Source organism: Marilutibacter penaei (genome assembly GCF_014145395.1).
Lineage (GTDB): Bacteria > Pseudomonadota > Gammaproteobacteria > Xanthomonadales > Xanthomonadaceae > Marilutibacter > Marilutibacter penaei.
The window spans coordinates 42,365-68,231 of record NZ_JACHTE010000003.1 but is presented as its reverse complement, the minus strand read 5'-3'; the positions used below and the strand labels follow the sequence as shown (position 1 = coordinate 68,231).

The following is a 25,867-nucleotide window of genomic DNA, read 5'->3' as shown; positions in this document are numbered from 1 at the left end:
CATCAGGCACCTCGTTCGGTGAGCGCGGCGCGCGGCGATGCCGCGCACAGTCGGGTGAGTTCGGGGACGCAGGAACCGCATTCGGTCCCGCAGCCGAGTCCCTGCTTGAGTGCCGCGAGGTCGTCGCCCTGGGCGATACCGGTGCGGATCGCGGACAGGCGGACACCGCGGCAGCTGCACACCACCGGGTCGCGCGCGACCGCGGCCAGCGCGCCGGACAGCACGCCGAGCCGCGATCCGGCCCAGGGCTCGCCGGAGAGCGCTCGTTCGAGCAGGGCCTCGCTGGCGGGGTCTGGCTGCGAATCGGCCCATAGCAGGCCATCGATCAGGGACGGGCTGTCCACGCGCCAGGCCACGCGCTTGAGCAGGCCGCGGCGGGCGTCACGGTATTCGAGGGTGTCGGCACCGGGCTGCAGGGCGAAGGCTTCGACCAGGCATCGCATCCAGTCTTCGGCCTGCGCCTCGGGATGCGCCGCATTCAGCACGCACCACGCAAGCGCCGGATCGCCCGCATCGGGATACAGCGCGATCGCCGCGTACCCGCAGCGCGCCAACAGCGGCTGTATCGCCTGGTGCAAGGCCAGCGGGTCACCGCGTCGCGCCGCCAGCAGGTGCCAGCCGAATGATGCCGGCTGGACGCGCACGGCCGCATGCTTCAGCTCCGGCTGCTGCGAACGCGCATCCACCGCCGGCTGGCAGACCACGTTGATGCCGCCGCTGGACAGGTGCTGGCCACTCCAGTGCATGGCCGCGAACACCGTCCCGGACGACACCTCATCGGACAGCTCGAGCGGGAGCACCAGGCGCCCCCGGCGGCTTTCGACCTGGACCAGCATGCCGCCCGACAGGCCGCGCCGCGCGGCATCCGCGGGGCACATCCGCAGCGCCGGGCGCGGGCTGTGCGCGAACAGTTCGGGCAGGCGGCCCGTGCGGCTCATGCCATGCCACTGGTCGCGCAACCGACCGGTCAGGAGGCGCAGCGGGTATTGCGCATTGGTCGGTTCCGCAGGCGGTCGCCACGGTGTCGGGTGGAAGCGCGCGCGCCCATCCGCCGTCTCGAAGCGGCCATCACCGTAGCGCCGCGACGCACCCGTCGTCGCACCCGCGGGAAACGGCCACTGTTGCGGTCCATCGGCATCGAGCCGTGCGTGGTCCAGGCCGCCGATGTCGAGGTCGCGTCCGACCGTCAGCTTCACATGCTCGTCGTACACGGCCGCCGGTCCGGCTAAGTTGAACAGCGCCGGCTGGCCGGCGACCCCGAGCCGCGCTTCCATGCGCCTGGCCACTTCGCAGGCAATCCACAGGTCGGTACGGGCCTGGCCGGGGGGAGGCACGGCGGCCCGCACGCGCGAGATGCGGCGCTCGGAGTTGGTGACCGTGCCGTCCTTCTCGCCCCAGCTGGCCGCGGGCAGCAGCACGTCGGCGAAGGGCACGGTGTCGGTGTCGACGAACGCATCCTGGACGACGACGAATTCGGCGCGCGCCAGGGCATCTCGCACGCGCGCATTGTCGGGCAGGGAATGCACGGGGTTGGTGCAGGCGATCCAGACCGCCTTCAGCCTGCCGTCGCGCAGCGCGTCGAACATCGCCACCGCGGGCAGGCCGGGTTTCGACGGCAGCCGTCCCGACGGAAGGCCCCACAGGCGTTCCAGCTCGGCGCGATCGCCGTCGTTGGTGATGTCGCGATGCGCGGCGAGCATCGTCGCCAGACCACCCACCTCGCGGCCGCCCATCGCGTTCGGCTGGCCGGTGAGCGAGAACGGCCCCGCGCCGGGGCGCCCGATCTGTCCGGTGGCCAGGTGCAGATGGATCAGCGCCAGGTTCTTGTCGGTGCCATGCACCGACTGGTTGAGGCCCATGCAGTACAGCGACAGCGACGCCGGGCTGCGACCGAACCATTCGGCGGCCTCGACCAGGTCGGCGACCGGGATGCCGCAGATCTCTGCGGCAGTGCGCGGCGCATAGTCGCGCAGCACGTCCTTGAGCGCGTCGAAGCCCGCGGTATGGGTGGCGATGAAGCTGCGATCGATCCGGTCCTCCCAGATCAGGTGGTGCAACATGCCGTTGAACAGCGCGACGTCCGTTCCCGGCTGCACCGCCAAGTGCAGGTCGGCCATCGCCGCGGTGTCGGTACGCCGGGGGTCGACCACGATCCAGCGCACCGAGGGATCGCATTCCCGCGCGGCTTCCAGCCGGCGGAACAATACCGGATGCGCATGCGCCGCATTGCTGCCGGCGAACAGCACCGTCTTCGCGAGTTCAAGGTCCTCGTAGCAGGTCGGCGGTCCGTCGGCGCCCAAGGCAAGCTTGTAGGCACTGACCGCGCTCGACATGCACAGGCGCGAGTTGGTGTCGACGTTGGCGGTGCCGACCAGACCCTTCGCCAGTTTGTTGAAGACGTAATAGTCCTCGGTCAGCAGCTGGCCCGACAGGTAGAAGCCGACGGAATCACGGCCGTGCTCCGCGATGATCGTGGACAACCGGTGCGCCACCGTATCGAGGGCGATGCCCCAGTCGACCGCGCGGCGCGCCTCGTGCCGCTGGTGGCGCAGCTCCGGCTGCAACGCGCGACCGGCGTCGCTGCGCGCCGTTTCCGCGAGGCGATGTCCCTTGCTGCACAACCGGCCGAAGTTGGCGGGATGGTCCGGATCGCCCTCGACGCCGACGATCCGGCTGCCCGCGGGGCCATGCTCGGCCTCGATCACCACGCCGCAGCCGACGCCGCAGTAGCAGCAGGTCGATCGCGTGCGCGTCCGGCGGATGCCGCTCCCCCCTCCCAGGGCATGGGGAGCGGCATCCGTGCCGGAACGCGTGGCGACCGGTGCGTCCATCAGGCCGGCGCCGCCATCGACAGCCAGACCTCGTCGCCCTCCATCCGTACCGGATAGCGGCGTACGCAGCCCACGTCCGGTGCGCAGGCCTCGCCGCTTTCCAGGCCGATGGTCCAGTTGTGCAGCGGGCAGGTGACCGTGTCGCCGGCGACCAGGCCCTGTGACAACGGCCCGCCCTTGTGCGGGCAGCGGTCGGCGACCGCGAACACCCGGTCGTCGGCGGTGCGGAAGAGCGCGATGTCGGTGCCGCCGTCCTGCGCCAGCACGCGCGCGCCCAGTGCCGGGATGTCGTCGAGCACGCAGATGCGGATCCAGCCAGTGTGTCGTGCCATCGCTCAGCCCTCCACCGCGACGAGCCGGGCGTCGATGCGCAACGGCTCGTATTCGCGCCGCCGGCTGCCCGCGATGCGTTCCGCCCATGGATCCGGCAGGCCCTCCAGCGCGTACAGCAGGCGCTCGAACAGCGCGCGCCGGTTTGTGGCGTCCTCCACCACGCGCTGTTTCACATAGTCCAGGCCCACGCGCTCGATGTAGTGAACGGTGCGGTCCAGGTAATAGGCCTCCTCGCGATAGAGCTGCAGGAATGCGCCGGTGTATTCCTTGACCTCGTCGGCGTTGCGCACCTTGCACAGGAAGCGCGCGACCTCGGTCTTGATGCCACCGTTGCCACCGACGTGGATCTCCCAGCCCGAGTCCACCGCGATGATGCCCACGTCCTTGATGCCCGATTCGGCGCAGTTGCGCGGGCAGCCCGAGACCGCCAGCTTCACCTTGTGCGGGCTCCACATGTTGGCGAGCATCGTCTCCAGGTCGATGCCCATCTGCGTGCTGTTCTGCGTCCCGAAGCGGCAGAACTCGCTGCCGACGCAGGTCTTCACCGTGCGGATCGACTTGCCGTAGGCATGCCCGGATTTCATGCCGAGGTCCTTCCAGACCTCGACCAGGTCCTCCTTCTTCACCCCGAGCAGGTCGATGCGCTGGCCGCCCGTGACCTTGACCATCGGGATCGCGAACTTGTCGGCGACGTCGGCGATGCGTCGCAGTTCCGACGGATTGGTGACGCCACCCTTCATCTGCGGCACCACCGAGTAGGTGCCGTCCTTCTGGATGTTGGCATGCACGCGTTCGTTGACCAGGCGCGACTGCGGGTCGTCGACTGCCTCGTGCGGCCAGGTGGAGACCAGGTAGTAGTTGATCGCCGGGCGGCAGGTGGCGCAGCCATTGGGCGTGCGCCACTCCATGAAGGCATAGGCCTGCGCATGGCTGAGCAGGCGGTGCTCGCGGATCGCCTGGCGCACCTCCGCATGCGTGTGCGACGTGCAACCGCAGACCGCTTTCGTCTTCGGCGTCTCCTGGAAGTTCGAACCCAGGCAGTTCATCAGGATCTGCTCGACCAGGCCGGTGCAGGACCCGCAGGAGCTCGCTGCCTTGGTCTGCTTCTTGACCTCGTCGACGGTGAACAGGCCCTGCTCGCTGATGGCCTTCACGATCGTGCCCTTGCAGACGCCGTTGCAGCCACAAACCTCGTCGCCGTCGGCCATGGTCGCCGCGCGGCTCTGGCCCGACGTGCCCGCCTCGCCCAGCGCGGTCTCGCCGAAGATCAGCTGGTCGCGGCGGTCGTCGATCGGCGTGGCGTCCTTCAGCAGTTTGAGGTACCAGCCGCCGTCCTCGGTGTCGCCGTAGAGGCAGGCGCCGACCAGCCGGTCACCCTGCACCACCAGGCGCTTGTAGACGCCGCCCGCCGGGTCGGACAGCACGATGTCCTCGCAGCCCTCGCCACCCATGAAATTGCCGGCGGAGAACAGGTCGATCCCGGTGACCTTGAGCTTGGTGGAGGACACCGAACCCTTGTAGATGCCGATGCCGTACTGCGCCAGGTGGTTGGCGCAGATCTTGGCCTGCTCGAACAGCGGCGCGACCAGACCGTAGGCGATCCCGCGGTGGTTGGCGCATTCGCCGACCGCGTACACGCGCGGGTCGTAGGTCTGCAGGGTGTCGTTGACGACCACGCCGCGGTCGCAGTGGATGCCGGCTTCCTGCGCCAGCGTGGCGTTCGGGCGGATACCGACCGCCATCACCACCAGGTCGGCCGGCAGTTCGGTGCCGTCGGAGAAGCGCACGCCGACCGCTTCGCCGGCGTCGTTGCCGATAATCTCGGTAGTCGACGTGTTCAGCCGGAAACCCAGGCCACGTTCGGCCAGCGACTTCTGCAGCAGCTGCGCCGCCACCGGATCGAGCTGGCGCTCCAGCAGCCAGCCGGCGAGGTGGACGACGGTGACGTCCATGCCACGCAGCTTCAGGCCATTCGCCGCTTCCAGCCCAAGCAGGCCGCCACCGATCACCACGGCGTGCTTCTTGACCCTGGCCGCCTCGATCATTGCCTGCGTGTCGTGGATGTCGCGGTAGCCGATGACGCCCTGCAGGTCCTTGCCCGGGATCGGCAGGATGAAGGGCATGGATCCGGTCGCCAGCAACAGGCGGTCGTACTCCGCCTCGGTTCCGTCGTCGGCCACCACCTTGCGGTGCACGCGGTCGATGCGCACGACCTGCTTGCCCAGGTGCAGGCGGATGCCGTTATCCGCGTACCACTCGAGCGGATTGAGGACGATGTCCTCGAAGGCCTGCTCGCCCGCCAGCACCGGCGACAGCAGGATGCGGTTGTAGTTCGGGTGGGGCTCGGCGCCGAACACCGTGATGTCGTACATGTCCGGCACCAGCTTCAGCAGCTCCTCGAGCGTGCGGATGCCGGCCATGCCGTTGCCCACCACCACCAGCCGGGGTTTCTTCATCGTCGTGCTCTCCGGGTCAGACGCGTGCCGCGCCGGTGGCGGCCCAGTGCAGGCGCCAGCGTTGCTTGACGCCGACCAGGCACAGCGCCGCGGTCATCGCGACGACGGCAAACAGCCACAGCCCCAGGGCGTATGAACCAAGCTGCTGCTTGACCACGCCCAGCCCGGCCGCAAGCAGGAAGCCACCGACGCCGCCGGCCATGCCGATCAGGCCCGTCATCAGGCCGATCTCCGCGCCGAAGCGCTGCGGCACCAGCTGGAACACCGCACCGTTGCCAGCACCCAGGCACAGCAGCGTCAGCACGAACAGCGCCACCGTCGCCGCCGCACCGCCGATGCCCAGTGCCGCGGTGGCGACCAGCACCGTGACCGCGACATAGACCATCTGCAGCGAGCGCGTGCCACCGATGCGGTCGGCAATGACGCCACCCAGTGGACGCATCAGCGAACCGGCCAGCACGCAGGCGGCGGTCGCCCAGCCGGCGAGCTTCGGCTCGAAGCCGAACTGGTCATGGAAGTAGCCGGGCAAGGCACCGGCGAAGCCGACGAAGCCGCCGAAGGTGATCGCGTAGAAGAACATGAACCACCAGGAATCGCGGTTGCCGACCAGCACCGTCGCGTAGTCGCGCAGGCCTTTGCGCGGCACCGCGACCGGCGCGTCCTTCGCGAAGACCAGGAAGATTGCCAGCACCACCAGCAACGGAATGCAGGCCAGGCCGAACACGTTCTGGTAGCCGAAGGCGATCGCAAGCGCCGGCGCGAACAGGGCCGCCAGCACCGTGCCCGAGTTGCCGGCACCGGCGATGCCCAGCGCCGTGCCCTGGTGCTCCGGCGGATACCAGCGCGAGGCCAGTGGCAGCGCGACCGCGAAGGACGCGCCGGCCACGCCGAGCATCACGCCCAGCAGCAGCACCTGGCCGAGGCTGTGGACGCCGACTTTCCAGGCGACGGCCAGCGCGATGATCACCACGACCTGCGCCAGCGCTCCGGTGCGCTTCGCGCCGATGCGGTCCGCCATCAGGCCGAGGAACAACCGCAACAGGGCGCCGCACAGGATCGGTACGGCGACCATCAGGGCACGCTGCTGGGTGTCGAGCTGCAGCGCCTCGGCGATCTGTACCTGCAGCGGCCCCAGCAGGTACCAGACCATGAAGCTGAGGTCGAAATAGAGGAAGGCCGACAGCAACGTCGGTGCATGGCCCGCCTGCCAGAAACTCCGGTTCATCCGCACGCCTCCTGCAACGGCCGCGGCGCGCTGGCGCACACGGCATGGGTTGGAAAGTCGGAAAAGAAAACGGCGCCCCCCGGTGGATGCCGGGAAAGACGCCGTTGTCTTGGGCAGCGAAAGCCTGCGTTGGCCCTGCTGCCGGAGCTTCGTTTTCAGGTTGCTGCCGATTGCCTAGTCGCGATCCGCCCTGCCTCCCTGGCACCCCCGCCCCCGCGTGGATGCCCTCGTGCCTCGACGCCGCACAGCGGCGCCCGATCGTCACCTTCTCCCCCTGCCGGCCCGTTCGCGGCGGCGGCACCGTTGCCTGCCTCCGCGGACACCGCATGGATCCCATGCATCGGCCGTGGATCGACCCTAGCGCGCTTTTGTGCGCTGCACAAATCCAGTTTCCAATGCAACCGTCAGGCGCGCCCGCCGTCGAAAAGCACGCTCCCACGAATGTCGTGCGGCGACACCGCGACACCGGACACGCGGGCCGCGTCCCGGTAGATCGCGACCTGCTGCACGGCCGCGACGGCCTCGCGATCCATGGCCTCCGCACCGTCCAGCAAACCCCAGCGGCGGAACTGCCGGCGGAACCAGTAGCCGTCCGACAGCCAGGGCATGTTGACCTCCCCGCCACCGTGGAAACGCAGGCGGGTGCGCTCCGCAACGGCCGGTTCGTCCGGCAACAGGCAGGCCGCGACCTGCGCGGCAGGCTGGTCGATCACATCGGGGCGGGCCAGCCATTCGACCGCCTCCCGGCGATTGTCGGCGTCATCGAGCCAGCGGCAGGCCTCCAGCACGGTGGCGGTAAGGGCGACGGCGCGACCCGGATCGGCATCGATGAAGTCGCGCCGGCAGGCGAGCACCTTTTCCGGATGGCCGGGCCAGATCTCGCCACTGCGGATCACCCGCCGTCCGAGCCCGCGTGCCTCCGCCTGCGCCGACCAGGGTTCGCCGGCGCAATAGCCGTCGATCTCGCCGGACTCCATCGCCCACGGCATCTGCGGCGGCGGCAGGGTGACGATGCGCACGTCACGCATCGGGTCGACGCCCTGGGCCGCCAGCCAGTAGTACAGCCACATCGCATGCGTACCCGTGGGAAACGTCTGCGCAAACACCGCCGGTCTTGGCAGGGTCGCCAGTGCCTTGCCGAGTGTGCGCATCTGCGCGAGCGCGTCCGCGAGCCGCGTCGACAGGGTGATCGCCTGGCCGTTCTGGTTGAGCGTCAGCAGCACTGCCATGTCGACCTGCGGGCCGCCGATGCCCGCCTGCAGGCCATGCACCATGCCCGCCAGCGCATGCGCGGCGTCGAGTTCGCCGGAAATCAGGCGGTCGCGGACCGCGGCCCACGAGGCCTGTCGGCGCAGTTCGAAGGCCAGGCCGTGGCGACGGTCCAGCCCGAGTTCGCGCGCGACCACCAGCGGTGCGCAGTCGACCAGCGGGATGAAACCCAGCTGCAGGACGGAAGGGTTCGATGTCATGCGGTCCTCATCCGAGCAGGTCGGCCATGCCGATGATCTGGCGGGCAACGTCGGCCAGCCGCACCCCCTGGCGCATCGCCTGCTGGCGGAGCGCGGTATAGGCCTCGTCCTCGCTCATGCGGCGCTTCTCCATCAGCAGCCCCTTGGCGCGGTCGACGACCTTTCGGTCGAGCAGCTGCTGGCGGGCCTGGTCGAGTTCGCGCTGCACCCGCGCCTGCTGGTCGAAGCGCGCCTGCGCGACGCGGAGGATCGGCGCCAGCCGCTGCGGGCTGAGGCCATCGACGATATAGGCGGTCACGCCGGCACCGACGGCGGCCTCGATCAGCCCCTCGTCGCGATCGTTGGCGAACATCACCACCGGCCGCGGCGCATGCCGGTGCATGACCGCCAGCTGCTCCAGGGTGTCGCGCGACGGCGATTCGACATCGAGGATCACCACGTCCGGACGCTGCGTCTCCACCGCCTTCAGCAGGGCACCCGCAGTCGCCACGCCGTCGAGCACGTCATGGCCCAACGCGCGGAGCGCCGCGCGAAGATCGCCGATCTGCCTTTCGGTATCGTTGACGAGAAGGACCCGTAGCATGCCGATGACACCGGTGGGTTACAGTCATGTTGCCATGCAACATTCCGGTTTGGCGAGTCCCGCCGGATGCCCCGTCCCGAAGGAGTGCCGATGCGCCTGTTCCCCCTGTTCGCCGACCTGGACGGCCGCGAAGTGCTGGTGGTCGGCGGTGGCGACGTGGCGCTGCGCAAGGTCGAAGCCCTGCTCGGCGCGGGCGCCCGCGTGCGGCTGTTCGCGCTCGAGCTGCATCCGACGCTGCAGGACTGGCTGGCCCACGGGCGGCTGGTGCGCCTCCCGGGCGATTTCAATCCGGACTGGATCGACGGCTGCTGGCTGGTCGTCGCTGCGACCGACGACGCTGACTTCAACGCCCACCTGGCCGCCGAGGCCGGGCGCCGCCGCCGGCTCGCCAACATCGTCGACGATGCCGCACTGTCGACCTTCCAGGTCCCGGCGATCGTGGACCGCAGCCCGCTGCTGGTCGCCATCTCATCGGCCGGCGCCGCACCGATGCTGGCCCGGCGCGTGCGCGAGCAGCTGGAAGCTACCCTCGACGCCTCGCTGGGGCCACTCGCCGACCTGTTCGCGCGCCATCGCGACGCCATCCGCCATGCACTGCCGGACCTGGCCCAGCGGCGGCGCTGGTTCGAGGCGGTACTGGACGGGCGCATTCCCGCGCTGTTGCGCGAACGGCGCCTCGATGAAGCGGAGGCCGCACTCGCGGCGGGCCTGGCTGCGGATGCACCGGCGGCGACCGGCAGCGTGGCCCTGGTCGGCGTCGGCCCTGGCGACCCGTCGCTGTTGACCCTGCACGCGCTGCGCGCGATGCATCGGGTCGACCGGTTGTTCTACGACGAAGCGGTCCCGCCGGACCTGCGCGCGCTCGCACGCCGCGACGCCCACGTCGAGATACTCTCCGCCGACGACGGAGCGGCACGGGCGAAGGTCGTCGACGCCGCCCTGCGGGGGGTACGCGTCGTGGTTCTCGCGCCGGGCGACGCCTTCCGCCGGGGTGAACGCAGCGGATGGGCCGACGCGGTCCGCGCGGCCGGCCTGCCCTGCGAAGTCGTCGCCGGCATCGTGGCCGACTGAGCCTCAGCCGGCGCGCAGGTCCTGCCGCGCGTTGAGGAAATCCGCAGCGGTGATGGCCTTGCCGCCGTCACGCTGCAACGTGCGGATGCGCAGCACGCCGGTGCCGCAGGCCACATCCAGGCCCTCACGGCCTGCACGCAGCAGGGTGCCAGGCGGGGCGCCATGCGCTTCGTCGAGGGCCACCGCGGCGTGGACGCGCAGCCGCTCGCCGGCCAGCTGGCACTCGGCCATCGGCCACGGGTTGAAGGCGCGGACGGTCGCGGCGAGGCTGGCGGCCGGACGGTGCCAGTCGAGCTTCGCCTCCGCCTTGTCCAGCTTGTGCGCGTAGGTGACGCCCGCCTCCGGCTGGGCGCGGGGCACCGGCTTGATCTCGGCCCGCAACAGGCCCAGGCCATCGGCGAGCACCTGCGCGCCCAGCTGGGACAGGCGATCGTGCAAGTGCCCGCCGGTCTCGTCGGCGCCGATCCCGATGGCCTGCGACAGCAGCACCGGACCGCTGTCCAGGCCCTTTTCCATCTGCATCAGGCACACGCCCGTCTCCGCGTCACCCGCCTGGATCGCCCGCTGGATCGGCGCCGCGCCGCGCCAGCGCGGCAACAGCGAGGCGTGTACGTTCCAGCAGCCGTGCGCGGGGATATCGAGCACCGACTGCGGCAGGATCAGGCCGTACGCCACCACCACCATCAGGTCGGGCTGCAGGTCGCGCAGCGCCCGTTTCGTTTCGCGCGCGCGGAAGTTCCCGGGCTGACGGACCTCGAAGCCCAGTTCGAGTGCGGCCTGTTTGACCGGGGAAGGGGCGAGCCCGCGCCCACGGCCGGCGGGACGATCGGGCTGGGTATAGACCGCCACCACCTCGGCGCGCGTAGCGGCGGCACGCAGGCAGGGCACGGCGAAATCGGGGGTTCCGGCAAAAACGATGCGCATGGACGGGGATCAGAACGGGGCGGGAAAGGCGGGGCCTCGGACCGGCGGCCGCACGGCAAGCGACGGCGGGCCAGGTGCAGGGACGGTCATGCGCCCTGCGTCGCGGCAGGGGGCCCGCCACCATGCCTCCGCGGCGGGGCCGCTCAGGCCGCGGCCATCCGGCGCTGCTTGGCGAGCTTCTTGCGGACCATTTCGCGCTTGAGGGGCGAGAGATAGTCGACGAACAGCTTGCCGAGCAGGTGGTCCATCTCGTGCTGGATGCAGACCGCCAGCAGGCCATCGGCGTCCAGCACCTGCTTCACGCCTTCGCGGTCGAGGTATTCGACGGTGATCCGGTCGGCCCGGGTCACGTCGGCGAAGATGCCGGGCACCGACAGGCAGCCTTCCTGGTACACCTGCTCACCGTCGCGGGCGGAGATCTCGGGGTTGATGAAGACGTAGGGCTGCTCGCGGTCCTCGCTGACGTCGATCACCATGAACCGCTTGTGCACGTCCACCTGGCTGGCCGCCAGGCCGATGCCGGGCGCGTCGTACATGGTCTCGAACATGTCGTCGATCAGCGTCTGGAATCCGGGCGTGCCGATCTCGCCCGCCTCCACCGCCTCGGCGACGGTGCGCAGGCGCGCATCGGGAAATTCGAGAATGGGGAGCAGGGCCATGGCAGTCGAAATGGGGGCGCCGGTCACAGGACGCAAGCAGGAGCCGTATTGTAACGCCGATAATGCGGCTCCCGGGCTTGCAACGGCTTGCGTCATCTGGGCTATAGTGCCGTGGGCCCCCGCCGCAACGGCGTGCTCAGGGGAAAGCTGCAAGGGGAATCAGGTAGATGGATGCCATGTTTAAACCGATCCGTGCGGTAGTTGCCGCGGCGTTGTTCACCGTTGCCACGTATGGCCTCGCGGCCGAGATGCGCGGCGATCATCCCGACACCTATGTGGTCAAGCGCGGCGATACCCTGTGGGACATCGCCGGCAGGTTCCTGCAGAAGCCCTGGCTGTGGCCTGAAATCTGGCAGGCCAATCCGCAGATCGCGAACCCGCACCTGATCTATCCCGGCGACGTCATCTCGCTGGCCTACCTCAACCGCGTCGCGGTCGACCCGGGCCCACGAGAGGAGGCCCCGATCAATGCCATTCCGCTGGCCGAGATCGAGCCCTTCCTCAAGAACCTGCGTGTCGTCGACAGCTTCGAGGAGCTGCCCTACGTGGTGGGCCTGGAAGAGGACCGGCTGCGCGGCGCCGACGGCCAGGTGGCTTACGTCAAGGGCGTGGAGTCGGCCCCGGCCGGCACCCGCTACGCGATCGTCCGCCCGACCGCCGAATACACCACGCTGGACCCGGAGCGCTGCTGCGAAATCGGCAACCGCCGTCCGCGCGACCTCGACTTCCGCGGCCGTGGCATCGCCGGCGTGGAGACGATGTGGAACCATGCCCTGCCCCCGGGTGGCGGCGACTTCCTCGGCTTCGAGCTGATGCAGCATACCGTCGGCACGATCACGCGGGGCCCGAGCGGCCAGTCCGACGTCAGCACCCTGCTGATCGACGAGCCCGGCCGCGAAGTGCGCGTTGGCGACCGCCTGATCCCGGTGGAGCCGCAGCCCTACGACCTGCAGTTCATCCCGCATCCGCCGGCGCAGCAGATGGCCTACGGCCAGGCCAAGGTGCTCGCGGTGGCCGACAGCGTCATCAGCGGCGGCCCGCGCGACGTGGTGGCCCTTTCGGTCGGCCGCCTGGACGGCGTCGACAACGGCACCGTGTTCTCCAGCTGGCGCGTCGGCAGCCTGACGCCGGACCGCGTGATGGTCGGCGCCGACCGCAGCGAGGACACCGTCGGACGCGGCTCCGAAGTGCGGCTGCCGGACGAGTTCGCCGGGCACATCATGGTGTTCCGCACCTTCGACCGGGTCAGCTACGGCCTGGTCATGGACGGCATCCGCCCGGTGCAGGTCGGCCAGGAGCTCAAGCACCCGGACGCGGAGTCCTGAGCCGGCTCGGATTTTTCCTACACGTTTGCGAGACGGCGCCCGAGGGCGCCGTTTTCGTTCGCGTGCCACGCTGGCCGCTCTACAGGAGCGACCCCGCATGGATGAGGACACCCGGGCGCTGCTGCGCCTGATCGCATGCCGCGGCCCGCTGGCCGCGCGACTCCGGATGCTCGAGGAGGCCGGCAGCCCGTCTGCCGCCCTGCTGGCGGGCGCGGCCACCTGGCGCGCATGCGGCCTGCCCACCGAGGCCATCATGGCCTTGAGGGCCGACACGCCAGCCGACCCCGCCACGCGGGCCTGGCTCGACCGGCCGGGCCACCGCCTGCTCGGCTGGCACGACCCGGACTATCCGCCGCTGCTGCGCCAGCTCACGCAACCGCCGCTGGCCCTGTTCGTGGCCGGCGAGCCCACCCGGCTGTGGCACCCCTCCATTGCGATCGTGGGAAGCCGCCAGGCGACTCCGGGGGGTCTCGACCACGCCGCCGCCTTCGCCCGCGCCCTGGCCCTGCGCGGCTGGGCCGTGGCAAGCGGACTCGCGGCCGGGGTGGACGCGGCCGCACACGCGGCATGCCTCGATGCCGGCGGCCTGACCGCCGCCGTGGTCGGCACCGGTCCGGACATCGCCTACCCGCGACGCAACGCCGCCCTGCACGCCCGCATCCTTGCCGCCACCCCGGACCGGGGGGTGCTGGTCAGCGAGCACCTGCCCGGTACCGCGCCCCATCGAAGCCATTTTCCCCGGCGCAACCGCCTGCTGGCCGGGCTGTCGCTGGGCACCCTCGTGGTGGAGGCAGCCGAGCGCTCCGGCGCGCTGATCACTGCACGGCTCGCCGCCGAGGCGGGTCGCGAGGTCTTCGCGCTGCCCGGCGCCCTGGGCAACCCCATGGCGCGCGGCTGCCACCGGCTGATCCGCGAGGGCGCCACCCTGGTCCGTGACGCCGGGGACATCATCGAAACGCTCGCCCCACTCGCCGAACGCCTGGCCGGGGACTTGCAAGCCCGCCTGGCCGGCCCCACATCGGAGGGCCGGACCCACGCCCTCCGGCCAGCGCCCAGCCCGGGCACGGCCCCGCCAAGCGTGGATCTCGCGCTACCGCGCGACAGCCCGGACCACAACAACTTGTGGCAAGCCCTCGGCCATGACCCCAGTGATATGGATCAACTGGTCGAGCGCAGCGGATTGACGGCTGCCCAAGTGTCCTCCATGCTGCTGCACATGGAGCTAGATGGACACGTGACGTCTCGGCATGGCCGCTACTCCCGCCGCCACTGAACGGACACGGTCGGAACCCCCGCCAGGCAGGCCACCGCCGGGCGGGTCCTCCTGACCCACGGCGCCGCACGCGGCGCAGGCCGAGGGAAATGAAAGAGAGCATCCTGGACGTCCTGCTGTACCTGTTCGAGCATTACTTCACCCAGGAGACGGATCTTGTCCGCGACACGGCCTCCCTCACCGGCGGTCCGCTGATCGAGGAACTTGGCCAGGCGGGCTTCAGCCCCGCGGAAATCAACAAGGCCTTCGAGTGGCTGGACGCCCTCGCCCGCCAGCGCCCCGACACCCCGGTCGCCCGCGCCAGCCTGCCCACCCGCGTCTACGCCGCGCCGGAACTGGACCGGCTGGATGCCGAGTGCCGCGGCTTCCTGCTGTTCCTCGAACAGCATGGCGTGCTCGATGCCGGGCAGCGCGAGCTGGTGATTGACCGCGCGATGGCACTGGAGCAGGACGACCTCGACCTGGACGACCTCAAGTGGGTGGTCCTGATGGTGTTGTTCAACCAGCCGGGTGCCGAGGCGGCTTACGCCTGGATGGAAACGCAGATCTTCGCCGACGAGCCCGAACCGGTGCATTGACCCCGCGGCGGCCGGTCCCGGCGCTTGCGTCGCGTGAGCCAGATCGTTAAATAGGGGTCCGGCGGGCCGAGGGTCCGCCTTCAAAAACGGCCGTCGTCTGGGGAACGTGCGTCGGCACCGCAAGGACAGGGGAGACGCATGATCCAGTGGTACACACACGATCCGTCGCGGGGACGCAGCGGCCCGCTCGACGTCGACGCCCTGCGCGAGGCATGGGCCCGCGGCGAGGTGGATGGCAGCACCCTCGCGTGGCGGGACGGGATGCCGGGCTGGCGTCCGCTGGCGGAGTTCGCCATTGAACTGGGCCTGCCCGCCCGGACGGTCCCACCCCCGCTGCCTGGCACCGCGCTTCCGACGTCGCCCGCGGCCCCGCCGCCGAAGAAGCTGTCGGGCTGTGCGATCACCGCGATCGTCGCGGCCTGCGCCGCGCTGTTCCTGGTGCCGATCCTCGCCATCATCGCCGCGGTGGCGCTGCCGGCGTACCAGGACTACGTGCATCGGGCGCATGTCGCGGAGGCGCTCAGCACCGTCACGCCGCTGAAGGTGATGGTGGTGGAGCACTGGCAGGACCAGGGCGCCTGTCCCGACGCCGCCACCCCGGGCTTCGGTGATCTCGAGCCCTACCGCGGTGCCCAGGTGGCCGGGATCGAGCTCGACGGTACGCGCAAGGACACCTGCGTGATCGAACTCGTGTTCGGCGCGCCCGCCGATGGGGAAGACGGCGACCTGGCAGGCGAGACGCTGCAGCTCCGCCTGCTGCCCGAGGCACGCAACGAATGGGAATGCGCCGGGGGCAGCCTGCCGGACAAGTACCGGCCGGCGCAGTGTCGCGGCGGCCACCTCGCCGTCCCGCCCGACGACAACTTCTCGAAGCACAAGGAATGACGATGACGCAGTGGTACTACAGCGACGACGCCCGGAACCGCCAGGGGCCGGTGCCTGCGTCGGACATGGCCGCCCTGCATGCGGAGGCGCGGCTCCAGCCGGACACGCTGGTCTGGCGGGAAGGCATGGACCAGTGGCAGCCGTGGCGGACGGTGATGGGCGAGGTCCTGCCCGCCTCTCCCGACGCAACCGCGCGCACGCTTGCCGACGGCGTCAATCCGTACGAAACGGTGCCGGCGCGTGGTGCGGCCACGCCCTCCGCCGGCCTGGATTCGCCCTATGCACCGCCCAGCGCACAGTTGGCCGACCTCAGCGGCCACGTGGCCGGCGGCGCGGTGGTCTACGCCGGCTTCTGGAAGCGCGCAGCCGCCTACATGATCGACTACTTCGTGATCGGCATGGTGACCTGGGTGGTCCAGATGGTGGTGATGGCGATGTTCTTCGGCGTGGGCGCCGGCGCGATGGCCACCGGCGACGCGGGCGCCATCATGGCGGGAGGCATGGTCGGCATGCTGGTCGGGATGATTGCCATCCCGCTGGTGCTCCAGGCGATCTACTACGCCGCCTTCCACGCATCGGCCAAGCAGGCGACGCTGGGCAAGATGGCGATCGGCATCAAGGTGACCGACGACGCCGGCCAGCGCATTTCCTTTGCCCGGGGCATTGGCCGGTTCTTCGCCGCCATCGTCAGCTCGCTGCTGCTGTGCATCGGCTACATCATGGCGGGCTTCACCGAGCGCAAGCGCGCCCTGCACGACATGATGTGCAGCACGCTCGTCGTGGACCAGTGGGCCTTCACCGCCCATCCCGAGCGCCAGGATCCGCGACTGGGCACCGTCGCCACGGTCATCCTGGTGATCGGCGGACTGCTGGTGCTCGGCTATGTCGGCCTGATGATGCTGATCGGCGCGATGGCCGTGATGGGCGGTAACTGAACCCGCGGGGCCGGTCCGGCTTGACAGCTGGCCGGCCGCCGTGATTCCACTATATATAAGGAATCCCCCCGGACGCCCGCGCCCTTGCCGCGGGCGTCGCCTTCTTTGCTGTATACAGATGCGGGGCACGACGCCGCCCCGTGGAGCCCCGCATGGCCAAGAACCTCCTCATCGTGGAATCGCCCGCCAAGGCGAAGACGATCAACAAGTACCTCGGCAAGGACTTCACCGTCCTGGCGTCCTACGGCCATGTCCGCGACCTCGTGCCCAAGGAGGGCGCGGTGGATCCCGAGAACGGCTTCTCGATGCGCTACGACGTGATCGAGAAGAACGAAAAGCATGTCGACGCGATCGCCAAGGCGGCCCGCAAGGCCGAAGCGCTGTTCCTGGCCACCGACCCGGATCGCGAAGGCGAGGCGATCAGCTGGCACATCGCGGAGATCCTGGCCGAGCGCGGGCTGATCGAGGACAAGCCGCTGCAGCGCGTCGTGTTCACCGAGATCACCCCGCGCGCGATCAAGGAGGCGATGAACCATCCGCGCGACATCTCCGAGCCGCTGGTCGATGCCCAGCAGGCGCGCCGCGCGCTCGACTACCTGGTCGGCTTCAACCTGTCGCCGGTGCTGTGGCGCAAGGTGCAGGCCGGGCTGTCCGCGGGCCGCGTGCAGTCGCCCGCGCTGCGGATGATCGTCGAGCGCGAGGAGGAGATCGAAGCGTTCCGGGCACGCGAGTACTGGTCCGTCGAAGCCGAGTGCAAGCACCCGAAGCAGGACTTCACCGCGCGCCTGGTCAAGCTGGACGGACAGAAATTCGAGCAGTTCACCCTGACCAACGGCGAGGACGCCGAGGCGGCGCGCCAGCGCATCGTCAAGGATGCCGGCGGCGTGCTGCAGGTCACCGACGTCAACTCCAAGGAACGCAAGCGCCGGCCGGCGCCGCCGTTCACCACCTCGACGCTGCAGCAGGAGGCCTCGCGCAAGCTCGGCTTCACGACGAAGCGCACCATGCAGGTCGCGCAGAAGCTGTACGAGGGCGTGGCGATCGGCGAGGAGGGCACGGTCGGCCTGATCACTTACATGCGTACCGACTCGGTGAACCTGTCGGCCGACGCGCTGGCGGAGCTGCGCGACGTGATCGCGCGCGACTTCGGCACCGGCGCACTGCCGGACAAGCCCAATGCCTACCAGACCAAGTCGAAGAACGCGCAGGAGGCCCACGAGGCCATCCGGCCCACCTCTGCCCTGCGCACCCCGGCGCAGGTCGCCCGGTTCCTGGACGACGACCAGCGCCGCCTGTACGAACTGGTCTGGAAGCGCACCGTGGCCTGCCAGATGATCCCGGCCCGCCTGAACACCGTGTCGGTCGACATGGCGGCCGGCAGCGAGCATGCCTTCCGCGTCTCCGGCACGACCGTGGTCGATCCGGGCTTCCTCGCCGTGTACGAGGAGGGCAAGGACGCGAAGGGCAAGGACGACGACGACGAGGGCCGCAAGCTCCCGGCGATGAAACCGGGCGACCGCGTGTCGCTCGAACGCGTGCATGCCGACCAGCACTTCACCGAGCCGCCGCCGCGCTATTCGGAAGCCTCGCTGGTGAAGGCGCTGGAGGAGTTCGGCATCGGCCGCCCTTCGACCTACGCGTCGATCATCGCCACCCTGCTGTTCCGCAAGTACGTGGAACTCGAAAGCCGCCGCTTCCGTCCGACCGACGTCGGCCGCGCGGTCAGCAAGTTCCTGTCGACGCATTTCACCCAGTACGTCGACTACGACTTCACTGCGCGGATGGAAGACGAACTGGACGCCATCAGTCGCGGCGAAGAGGAATGGGTGCCGCTGATGGAGAAGTTCTGGGACCCGTTCAAGGAACTGGTCGAGGAGAAGAAAGCCAACCTCGACAAGATCGATGCGGGCAGCGTGCGCGTGCTGGGCGACGATCCCGTCAGTGGCCGCCAGGTCAGCGCGCGCATCGGCAAGTACGGCCCGCTGGTGCAGATGGGCACGGTCGAGGACGAGGAGAAGCCGAAGTTCGCGTCGCTGCGGCCGGGGCAGAGCATCTACTCGATCACCATGGAGGAGGCGCTGGAGCTGTTCAAGATGCCGCGCATGCTGGGCGAGTCCAACGGCGAGGCGGTCAGCGTCGGCATCGGCCGCTTCGGCCCGTTCGCCAAGCGCGGGAGCACCTATGCCTCCCTCACGAAGGAAGACGACCCCTTCACCATCGATTTCGCGCGTGCCGTCGCGCTGGTCGAGGAGAAGGAGGAGATCGCCCGCAACCGCATCATCAGGGAATGGGACGGCCACGACATCCAAGTGCTCAACGGGCGCTTCGGTCCCTACATCAGCGACGGCAAGCTCAACGGCAAGATCCCGAAGGACCGTGAGCCTGCCTCGCTCACGCTCGATGAGGCGCTGAAGCTGCTCGAGGAAACCGGCAAGCCGGCGCGTGGCCGTTTTGCCAAGAAGGCGGCGAAGAAGGCGGCGCCGGCCAAGAAGGCCGTGAAGAAGGTCGCAAAGAAGGCGACCAAGAAGGCGGCCACGAAAAAGGTGGCGAAGAAGGCGGCGAAGAAGGCAAGCGGGAAAGCGGTGAAGAAGGCGCCCGCCAGGAAGACGGTTGCCAAACGCGCGAAGACCCCGGGCGACTGATGCCATGGCCGGGTTTTGACCACCCGGCCAATGCAGGTCAAAGCGGACACGGGCCAGGAGGGCGTCGTCAAGCGATTCCGATGAAAGGTCGCATCGAGGGCGGCCTTCCGGTCCGCATGTCACAGATTCTGGATGACATCGTTGTCTATCCTCGGGCCACGGGGGGATCCGGACAGGACATCCAATAGAGGATCTGAGTCATGAAGACGTATCCAACGCTGCGGCTCGCCGCCGTGGCGGCCTGCCTGTTGGCGGGCAGCAGCCTGCCGTGGGGCGAGGCCCACGCGCACGGCACCATGGTCAAGCCGTCCAGCCGCATCTACACCTGCGCCCAGGGCAACAAGGAGAACCCCTCCGACCCGGCTTGCCGGGCGGCCTGGGAAGTCGCGGGGCCCCACCTGTTCTACGACTGGATGAGCATCAACCAGGCCAACGCGAACGGGAACCACCAGGCCGTCGTGCCCGACGGCAAGCTGTGCAGCGGCAACAACCCCACCTTCCGCGGCCTCGATATCGTCCGTGACGACTGGCAGGCCACCCCGGTGCAGCCTGGCCCCTACGAGTTCCACTTCAAGGGCACCGCGCCGCATGCCACGCGCGACTGGGTCTTCTACGTCACCCGCGAGGGCTGGGACCCCAACAGCACCCTGAGGTGGTCCGACCTGCAGGAGTTCTGCCGCATCGGCAACGTGCCGCTTTCGGCCGACGGCAACTACCACCTCGGCTGCCAGCTGCCGCAGCGCACCGGTCGCCACGTGGTCTACAACACCTGGCAGCGCTCGGACTCCACGGAAGCCTTCTATACCTGCGTGGACGTGAGCTTCGGCGGGGTCACCAACCCACCGCCGCCGGCGGAGTGGACGGATGCCGGGGCGCTGGTCGCCGAGACCGCGCTGCCGGTCGGCACCACGGTCGGGGTACGCGTGTTCAATGCCGACGGCAGCGACGCCGAGCGTATCGACACGACGATCTCGACGACACAGCAGGGATCGACCTCCGGCTGGCCGAAGCACGTGGGCGACGCGGTCAATGCCCGCGCCAGCCTCGTCCGTATCGGCGTGATGCAGAACGGCGTCATCACCCCGGTGGCGTCGCCCAGCGCCAATCGCGTCTTCCTGCGCGGCGAGGGCCGTCGCCACCAGGTCGACATCACCCTGCCGCAGGATCCGCCGCCGCCCGGCGACTACGATTTCGTCTACCCCGACGGGATCGGCCAGTACGTGCCGGGCGAAACCGTGGTGAAAGCCAGCAACGGGAAACTGTATGCGTGCCGCCCGTTCCCGCATGGCGGCTGGTGCAACGTCAACAGCGCGGCGCACTACGGCCCGGGTGTCGGCAGCAACTGGCAGGATGCCTGGATCGAGTACTGATCCGCCCCGGGTGCTCGCGCCGGCCGGCGGCAGCTGACAGACTGCGCGCATGAGCACGACACCCGACCTCGACGCCGCCGTCGCCGCCCTACGCGGCGGCGGCGTCATCGCCTACCCCACCGAAGCCGTCTGGGGCCTGGGCTGCGACCCCTTCGACCAGGCCGCGGTGCTGCGGCTGCTCGACATCAAGCAGCGCGCGGTGGAGAAGGGCCTGATCCTCATCGCCGCCTCGCCCGCCCAGCTGGACGGGCTGGTGGACTGGCCGGCCCTGCCCGAAGCGCGGCGCGAGGCGGTCCTCGCCAGTTGGCCCGGCCCCCATACCTGGGTCGTCCCCGCGACCGGTCGCGTCCCCGGCTGGATCACCGGCGCATTCGACAGCGTGGCGGTGCGCGTCAGCGCGCATCCGGAGGTGGTGGCGCTGTGCACCCTGTTCGGCGCGCCCCTGGTGTCCACCAGCGCCAACCCGGGCGGTGAGCCCCCGGCCTACTGCCGTGAGGCCCTCGCTCCTGCCCTCCTCGCACGAATCGACGCACTGGGACCCGGCGAGACGAGTGGCGGCAGCGCGCCTTCGACGATCCGTGATGCACGCGACGGTCGGGTACTGCGCGCCTGAACGGCGGCGGCTTCCGTCGCGCCGTCGCCGGGGGCAAGATGGTCGCATGAGGCACGCTGCGCTCCCCCTCCTGCTGACCGGCCTGCTCGCGATGCCGCCGGACGCGCGTGCGGACGACGAGGTCACGATCTACCGCTGCACCGACGCGGGCGGCGCCCTCACCCTGCGCGATACCCCCTGCAAGGCAGGCGAGGCGGCGCAGGTGCAGACCATGGTCCGACCGAGGGACCCGCCACCCGCGCCGGCAGCGCCGCCCGCACCGGCGCCCGCACCGGCGACGCCTGCATCGGCAGCGGCCCCGCCCCGCGTGGTCTACCGGCAACCGCCCCGCCCGCTGTACGAGTGCGTCACCCCGGACGGGGAGACCTACACCAGCGAAACGCCGGAAGGCAATCCACGCTGGGTGCCGCTGTGGACGTTGGGCTACCCGGCCGCCGCGTATCCGGGTGGCCACTACCGGGCCCGCGTCGATACCACGAGCGGCAGCGTGAGCGGATCGGTCCAGGTCGGTGGCGGTCACCGCCCGAGGCCACCGGCGGGCGTGGTCGGGTACCCCGCCGGCACGTGGGTCCGCGACGCCTGCAGTGCGCTTCCCCAACAGGAAGTCTGCGCCCGCCTGCGAGATCGCCGCTATGCCCTGGACCGTCGCTACAACAGTGCGCTGCAGAGCGAGCAGCACGCGATCGTCAATGAACAGCGCGGCATCGACGCACGCCTGGCCAACGACTGCGGAGACTGACGATGCGCGCCTGGCTGTGCTTCCTGGCGCTGGCATGCGGCGCGCTGAACGTGTCGACCGCCGACGCGCAGACGACGCTGTACCGCTGCACCGATGGCGACGGCAACCTGACCATCCAGAGCGCCCCTTGCCCGAAAGGTACGCAGGAGCGCACCCAGGTGGTGGAAGACCTGCCCAGCGCTCCGCCCGCGCCCGCCACGGCCCGCGACTTGCCGGAACCCGAATGGCAACTGCAGTCGACCCCAGCGCCCGCCGCCACCCCGCCGGACATGCCACCTGCGGTCGTCCCGGTAACCCCGGCCGAACCGCTGATCCCTGAGCCCGGCCAGCCGATCATCCGGGAGAAGCCGTTGGAGGTGTCGTCGGACGGCATCGGGCCCGGCGCCACCGGACGTGATGACTTCCAGTTGCTGGACTCCGGCACGCCGCAGGCGGAGCGCGACCCGGTGACCGACCGGCCGGAGGACCAGGCGCGCAACCCCGTCGATGAGGGCGGCACGCCACGGGTTCCGCCCCCCACCCTGTATGCCTGCCGGACCTGGGACAACGACACCTACTACGGCGAACTCGCCGAGCCGCCTCCGCGCTGTGCGCCGCTGGAAGTGACGGGGTTGGGTGGCGTAGCGGGAATCGGTGCGGGACGTGCCTGCGAAATGCGCGATGACGTGTGCCAGCCGGTGGCCGAAGACAGGTTGTGCGACGCCTGGCGGTACCGCCTCCGCGACCAGCAGGCGCAACTGGTGTTCGCGCGTACCGATGACCCGGCGGGCACCCGCGCGACGATCGAGCGTATCGAGGCGATGCTGGCCCAGAGCACCTGCGCGCGTCGCTGAGGCCGTCCCGCGGCGCCCGGTCCCGTCCCTCAGAAGCCGTAGCGCAGGAATCCCCCGTCCACCGCGATGCATTCGCCGGTGACGTACGACGATGCCGGAAGGCACAGGAACGCCACCGCCGCGGCCACTTCCTCCGGCTCGCCGACGCGCCCCATCGGCGTGCGCGACAGGACCTCGTCGAGATAGTCCGCGTCGCCGAGCTTCCCGGAGGTCCGCCGGGTCCGGATGTACCACGGCGCCACGGCATTGACCCGCACGCCGTCCCCGGCCCATTCGACGGCGAGGTTGCGGGTCATCTGGTGCAGCGCCGCCTTGCTCATGCCATACGGCACGCCGGTGCGCACCGCGGTGAGGCCTGACACGCTGCCGACGTTGACGATGCTCGACGCCGCATGGCGCGTCAGCAACGGATGCACGTAGCGGGACACCTCGAACGCGGCGAAGGTGTTGACCTCGAAGATCTCGCGCCACTCGTCTTCGGCGTATTCGGTGGCCGGCTTGCCAAGGTTCCCACCGGCATTGTTGACGAGGATGTTGAGGCCATCGCCGAAGTCCTCCACCCAGTCCAGCAGTTCGCGCCGCTGCTCGTCATGGGAGACGTCGGCCGCGAACCACTCCACGTCGCGGTCCGGGAAGGCGTCCATCAATTCCTCGCGCACCGCGTCCAGCGCATCCGCATCGCGCGCCGCCAGCAGCACGTCCGCGCCCAGGCCCAGCAGCTCCTCCGCGACCGCCCGGCCGATGCCGGCGCTGCCGCCGGTCACCAGCGCCAGTTGTCCGTCCAAGCGCCAACGCTTCGGGTCCATGCCTGCTCCTCCACCGGGCTCGACGCGCCGGCATGCCATCGGGGTTGCGCGTAGCATAGCCCGCACGCACCCGAGGAGGTTCCGCCATGCGCCGCCTGCACCTGACCGGCATCATCGCCCTGGCCATCCTGGCCAGCGCCTGCAGCAAGCCGCAGGCGCCCGACAAGGAGCAGCCCCCCGAACCGCAGGCACCCACGGCCACCGGCATGCGCGATGCGATCCAGGCCCCGATCGACCGGGCGAAGGCGGCCGGTGATGCCGTGCAGGACGCCGCGGATGCGCAGGACGCCGCCATCGAAGCCGCGGGCGGCTGACGCACCCCCCGCGACCGGTGGTGCCGGGCTCGGAGGCCCAACGCAAACGCGCCCGGACTTGCCGGGCGCGTCGCGACCTGCTCGTGGCGGGTTGCCTCAGAACTCGCAGAAGCAGTAGGCGAGCGACTTGACCGGAATGCCGCGCACGGACGGCACGCTCTGCTCCAGGAACCGCAGGTCGTCCGCCACCCGGGGCATCGACCGGGCCAGCATCGCCTCGCCCAGGCCACTGTGGCGGAGCATCGCCGTTCCGGCGCGACCCTCGGCCAGGCCGGTGAAGAAGCGTTCGAAGGGCGTCGCCGACTTCTCGACATAACGCACGCCGTAGGCATCCTCGTCGCCCAGGCCGGCCCGTTCGGCCACGTCGGCGATCGCCGTGTCGAGGCCACCGAAGGCGTCGACCAGGCCCCGCTCACGGGCCTGCGCCCCGCTCCACACGCGCCCGCGCGCCACCTGGTCGACCTGCTCGACCGACTTGCCGCGCGCCGCCGCGACGCGGCCGGTGAAATCGCGATAGCCCTTCTCGATCACGGACTGGATCACTTGGCCCACGTCCTCGGACAGGGGACGGGTGATGTCGAACGCGCCGGCGAACGGGGTGGTTCCGACGCCATCGCTGCGCACGCCGATCTTCTCCAGTGCGCGCGGGATGGTGGGAATCATGCCGAAGATGCCAATGGACCCGGTGATGGTCGACTCGTCCGCGAAGATGCGGTCGGCGTTCATCGAGATCCAATAGCCGCCCGATGCCGCGAGGTCGCCCATCGACACCACCACCGGCTTGCCCGCGTCCTTCAGCGCAACCACCTCGCGACGGATCTGTTCCGACGCGAACACTTCGCCGCCCGGGGAGTCGACGCGCAGCACCACGGCCTTGACGTCTTCGTCGTCACGGGCCTGGCGCAGCAAGGCCGAGGTCGACTCGCCGCCCACCGTACCCGGTGGCTGCTCGCCGCCGGTGATCTGGCCCTCGGCCACCACGATGGCGACCTGCGGGCGCGGGTCCACGGCCTTCAGCGCGGCCTTGTCCACGTGCGCGAGGTAGGCATCCAGTCCGACCTGGCGATACCCGCCCGGGGCGTCCTCGTCGGCAACGCCGCCTTCCACCAGCATGTCGTCGAACTGCTCGCGCGTCTTCAGGCCGTCGACCAGCTTCTGCGCGACCGCGAACGCGGCGAGGTCGCCGTTCGCCGCGGTGATGCCCTCGTCCATGGTCTCGATGCCCTGGGACAGCGCCGCGGCATCGATGTCGCGCGCCCGGGCGACGTCGGCGAGGTATCGCCGCCAGAGGTCGCCCATCCAGAACAGGTCGGCCTCCTTGGCCTCCGGCGACGCCGAATCGAGCACGTAGGGCTCGGCGGCGGACTTGTACTCGCCGACCTTGAACAGATGGACGTCCACGCCGAGCTTGTCCTGCAGGAGCTCGCGGTAATAGGTGCGGTAGCGGCCAAGGCCCTCGATCAGCATCCCGCCCATCGGGTCGAGGTAGACCTCGTCGGCTTCGGCGGCGACCAGGTACTGGCCCTGCTCCATGCCCTCGGCGAACGCGTAGACCGGCTTGCCGCTCTCGCGGAACTTGGCCACGGCGCGCGCCAACTCGCGGCGCGACGCCATGCCGCCGCCGGCCATGCCATCCAGGCGCAGCACCACGCGCTCGATCCGCGCGTCGTCCTGTGCTTCCTCCAGCGCGCGCAGCAGGTCTCGCAACTGGACTTCGCCGGTGTCCTGGCCCATGGATTCGGACAGGGCACGGGTCAGCGGGTCGGCGCTGAACTGCTCGACCAGCGTGCCCTTGGGTGCGATCACCAGCGTGCTGCGCTCGAGCAGCGGCGCGGCGCGGTCTCCGCTGCCGAGCGCCACCAGCAGGATCAGCAGCAGGCCGAAGAACAGGAAGTTGAAGATCAGCCGGCGGGTGAAATTCATCGCATCCCACAGGCCCTTGAAGAAGCGGGCAATGGGGTTGCGTTGCGGCGGGTAGGGCGTCGAGCTCATGGCGGGAAGAT

Annotated in this window: 22 protein-coding genes; 12 read left to right on the top strand and 10 right to left on the bottom strand. The window is 69.9% G+C overall.

Annotated features, from left to right (window positions below; genetic code table 11):
* Positions 1-2 precede the first annotated feature (2 nt).
* From H4F99_RS04545 to H4F99_RS04520, 6 genes are all read right to left on the bottom strand, one after another.
* A complete protein-coding gene (locus H4F99_RS04545; protein WP_182668547.1) occupies positions 3-2,831 on the bottom strand; it encodes a nitrate reductase in 2,829 nt (942 codons plus the stop codon).
* Complete coding sequence (gene nirD / locus H4F99_RS04540) at positions 2,831-3,163, bottom strand: nitrite reductase small subunit NirD (protein ID WP_182668546.1); 333 nt, start codon at positions 3,161-3,163, stop codon at positions 2,831-2,833. Before nirD ends, H4F99_RS04545 begins: the two co-directional genes overlap by 1 nt.
* 3 nt (positions 3,164-3,166) lie before the next feature.
* Positions 3,167-5,620, bottom strand: coding sequence for a nitrite reductase large subunit NirB (gene nirB / locus H4F99_RS04535; RefSeq protein WP_182668545.1), 2,454 nt, complete (start codon positions 5,618-5,620; stop codon positions 3,167-3,169).
* Between the two features lie 16 nt (positions 5,621-5,636).
* Positions 5,637-6,806, bottom strand: a complete 1,170-nt coding sequence (locus H4F99_RS04530) for a nitrate/nitrite transporter (RefSeq protein WP_220481051.1) — start codon at positions 6,804-6,806, stop codon at positions 5,637-5,639.
* Between the two features lie 443 nt (positions 6,807-7,249).
* On the bottom strand, positions 7,250-8,314 hold the full coding sequence (locus H4F99_RS04525; RefSeq protein ID WP_182668543.1) for a CmpA/NrtA family ABC transporter substrate-binding protein: 1,065 nt from the start codon (positions 8,312-8,314) through the stop codon (positions 7,250-7,252).
* A 7-nt stretch (positions 8,315-8,321) separates the two neighbouring features.
* Positions 8,322-8,897: an ANTAR domain-containing response regulator gene (locus H4F99_RS04520; protein WP_182668542.1), complete on the bottom strand. Its 576-nt coding sequence runs from the start codon at positions 8,895-8,897 to the stop codon at positions 8,322-8,324.
* 90 nt (positions 8,898-8,987) lie between these two features.
* Here H4F99_RS04520 and H4F99_RS04515 point away from each other — a divergent pair, with 90 nt between their 5' ends.
* Positions 8,988-9,968, top strand: a complete 981-nt coding sequence (locus tag H4F99_RS04515; RefSeq protein WP_182668541.1) for an NAD(P)-dependent oxidoreductase — start codon at positions 8,988-8,990, stop codon at positions 9,966-9,968.
* Between the two features lie 3 nt (positions 9,969-9,971).
* On the opposite strand, the gene fmt is transcribed toward H4F99_RS04515, so the two are convergent.
* Together fmt and def are read right to left on the bottom strand one after the other, a co-directional pair.
* A complete protein-coding gene (gene fmt, locus H4F99_RS04510; RefSeq protein WP_182668540.1) occupies positions 9,972-10,892 on the bottom strand; it encodes a methionyl-tRNA formyltransferase in 921 nt (306 codons plus the stop codon).
* 143 nt (positions 10,893-11,035) lie between these two features.
* The gene (gene def, locus H4F99_RS04505; RefSeq protein ID WP_182668539.1) at positions 11,036-11,551 is read right to left on the bottom strand and encodes a peptide deformylase; all 516 of its coding nucleotides are present in this window, start codon (positions 11,549-11,551) and stop codon (positions 11,036-11,038) included.
* Between the two features lie 176 nt (positions 11,552-11,727).
* On the opposite strand from def, the gene H4F99_RS04500 reads away from it, so the two are divergent.
* The 10 genes from H4F99_RS04500 (at position 11,728) to H4F99_RS04455 (ending at position 22,744) form a co-directional block, all read left to right on the top strand.
* A complete protein-coding gene (locus H4F99_RS04500) occupies positions 11,728-12,876 on the top strand; it encodes a LysM peptidoglycan-binding domain-containing protein (protein WP_182668538.1) in 1,149 nt (382 codons plus the stop codon).
* Between the two features lie 97 nt (positions 12,877-12,973).
* Complete coding sequence (gene dprA / locus H4F99_RS04495) at positions 12,974-14,149, top strand: DNA-processing protein DprA (RefSeq protein WP_182668537.1); 1,176 nt, start codon at positions 12,974-12,976, stop codon at positions 14,147-14,149.
* 89 nt (positions 14,150-14,238) lie between these two features.
* Complete coding sequence (locus tag H4F99_RS04490; protein WP_182668536.1) at positions 14,239-14,727, top strand: DUF494 family protein; 489 nt, start codon at positions 14,239-14,241, stop codon at positions 14,725-14,727.
* Positions 14,728-14,865: 138 nt separating this feature from the next.
* A complete protein-coding gene (locus H4F99_RS04485) occupies positions 14,866-15,612 on the top strand; it encodes a pilin (protein WP_182668535.1) in 747 nt (248 codons plus the stop codon).
* Between the two features lie 2 nt (positions 15,613-15,614).
* Positions 15,615-16,547: an RDD family protein gene (locus H4F99_RS04480; protein ID WP_182668534.1), complete on the top strand. Its 933-nt coding sequence runs from the start codon at positions 15,615-15,617 to the stop codon at positions 16,545-16,547.
* Positions 16,548-16,699: 152 nt separating this feature from the next.
* Complete coding sequence (locus H4F99_RS04475) at positions 16,700-19,189, top strand: DNA topoisomerase I (RefSeq protein ID WP_182668533.1); 2,490 nt, start codon at positions 16,700-16,702, stop codon at positions 19,187-19,189.
* Positions 19,190-19,389: 200 nt separating this feature from the next.
* Complete coding sequence (locus tag H4F99_RS04470; protein ID WP_182668532.1) at positions 19,390-20,559, top strand: lytic polysaccharide monooxygenase auxiliary activity family 9 protein; 1,170 nt, start codon at positions 19,390-19,392, stop codon at positions 20,557-20,559.
* Between the two features lie 49 nt (positions 20,560-20,608).
* Positions 20,609-21,172, top strand: a complete 564-nt coding sequence (tsaC, locus tag H4F99_RS04465) for an L-threonylcarbamoyladenylate synthase type 1 TsaC (RefSeq protein WP_182668531.1) — start codon at positions 20,609-20,611, stop codon at positions 21,170-21,172.
* 46 nt (positions 21,173-21,218) lie between these two features.
* Entirely contained in the window at positions 21,219-21,911 is a 693-nt protein-coding gene (locus H4F99_RS04460; protein ID WP_182668530.1) for a DUF4124 domain-containing protein, read from the top strand.
* A gap of 2 nt (positions 21,912-21,913) precedes the next feature.
* Positions 21,914-22,744: a DUF4124 domain-containing protein gene (locus H4F99_RS04455; protein WP_182668529.1), complete on the top strand. Its 831-nt coding sequence runs from the start codon at positions 21,914-21,916 to the stop codon at positions 22,742-22,744.
* A 29-nt stretch (positions 22,745-22,773) separates the two neighbouring features.
* Here H4F99_RS04455 and H4F99_RS04450 read toward each other — a convergent pair whose 3' ends face one another.
* Positions 22,774-23,550: an SDR family oxidoreductase gene (locus tag H4F99_RS04450; RefSeq protein ID WP_182668528.1), complete on the bottom strand. Its 777-nt coding sequence runs from the start codon at positions 23,548-23,550 to the stop codon at positions 22,774-22,776.
* A gap of 86 nt (positions 23,551-23,636) precedes the next feature.
* On the opposite strand from H4F99_RS04450, the gene H4F99_RS04445 reads away from it, so the two are divergent.
* Complete coding sequence (locus H4F99_RS04445; RefSeq protein ID WP_182668527.1) at positions 23,637-23,864, top strand: hypothetical protein; 228 nt, start codon at positions 23,637-23,639, stop codon at positions 23,862-23,864.
* A 96-nt stretch (positions 23,865-23,960) separates the two neighbouring features.
* Here H4F99_RS04445 and sppA read toward each other — a convergent pair whose 3' ends face one another.
* Complete coding sequence (gene sppA, locus H4F99_RS04440) at positions 23,961-25,856, bottom strand: signal peptide peptidase SppA (RefSeq protein ID WP_182668526.1); 1,896 nt, start codon at positions 25,854-25,856, stop codon at positions 23,961-23,963.
* Positions 25,857-25,867: the final 11 nt, after the last annotated feature.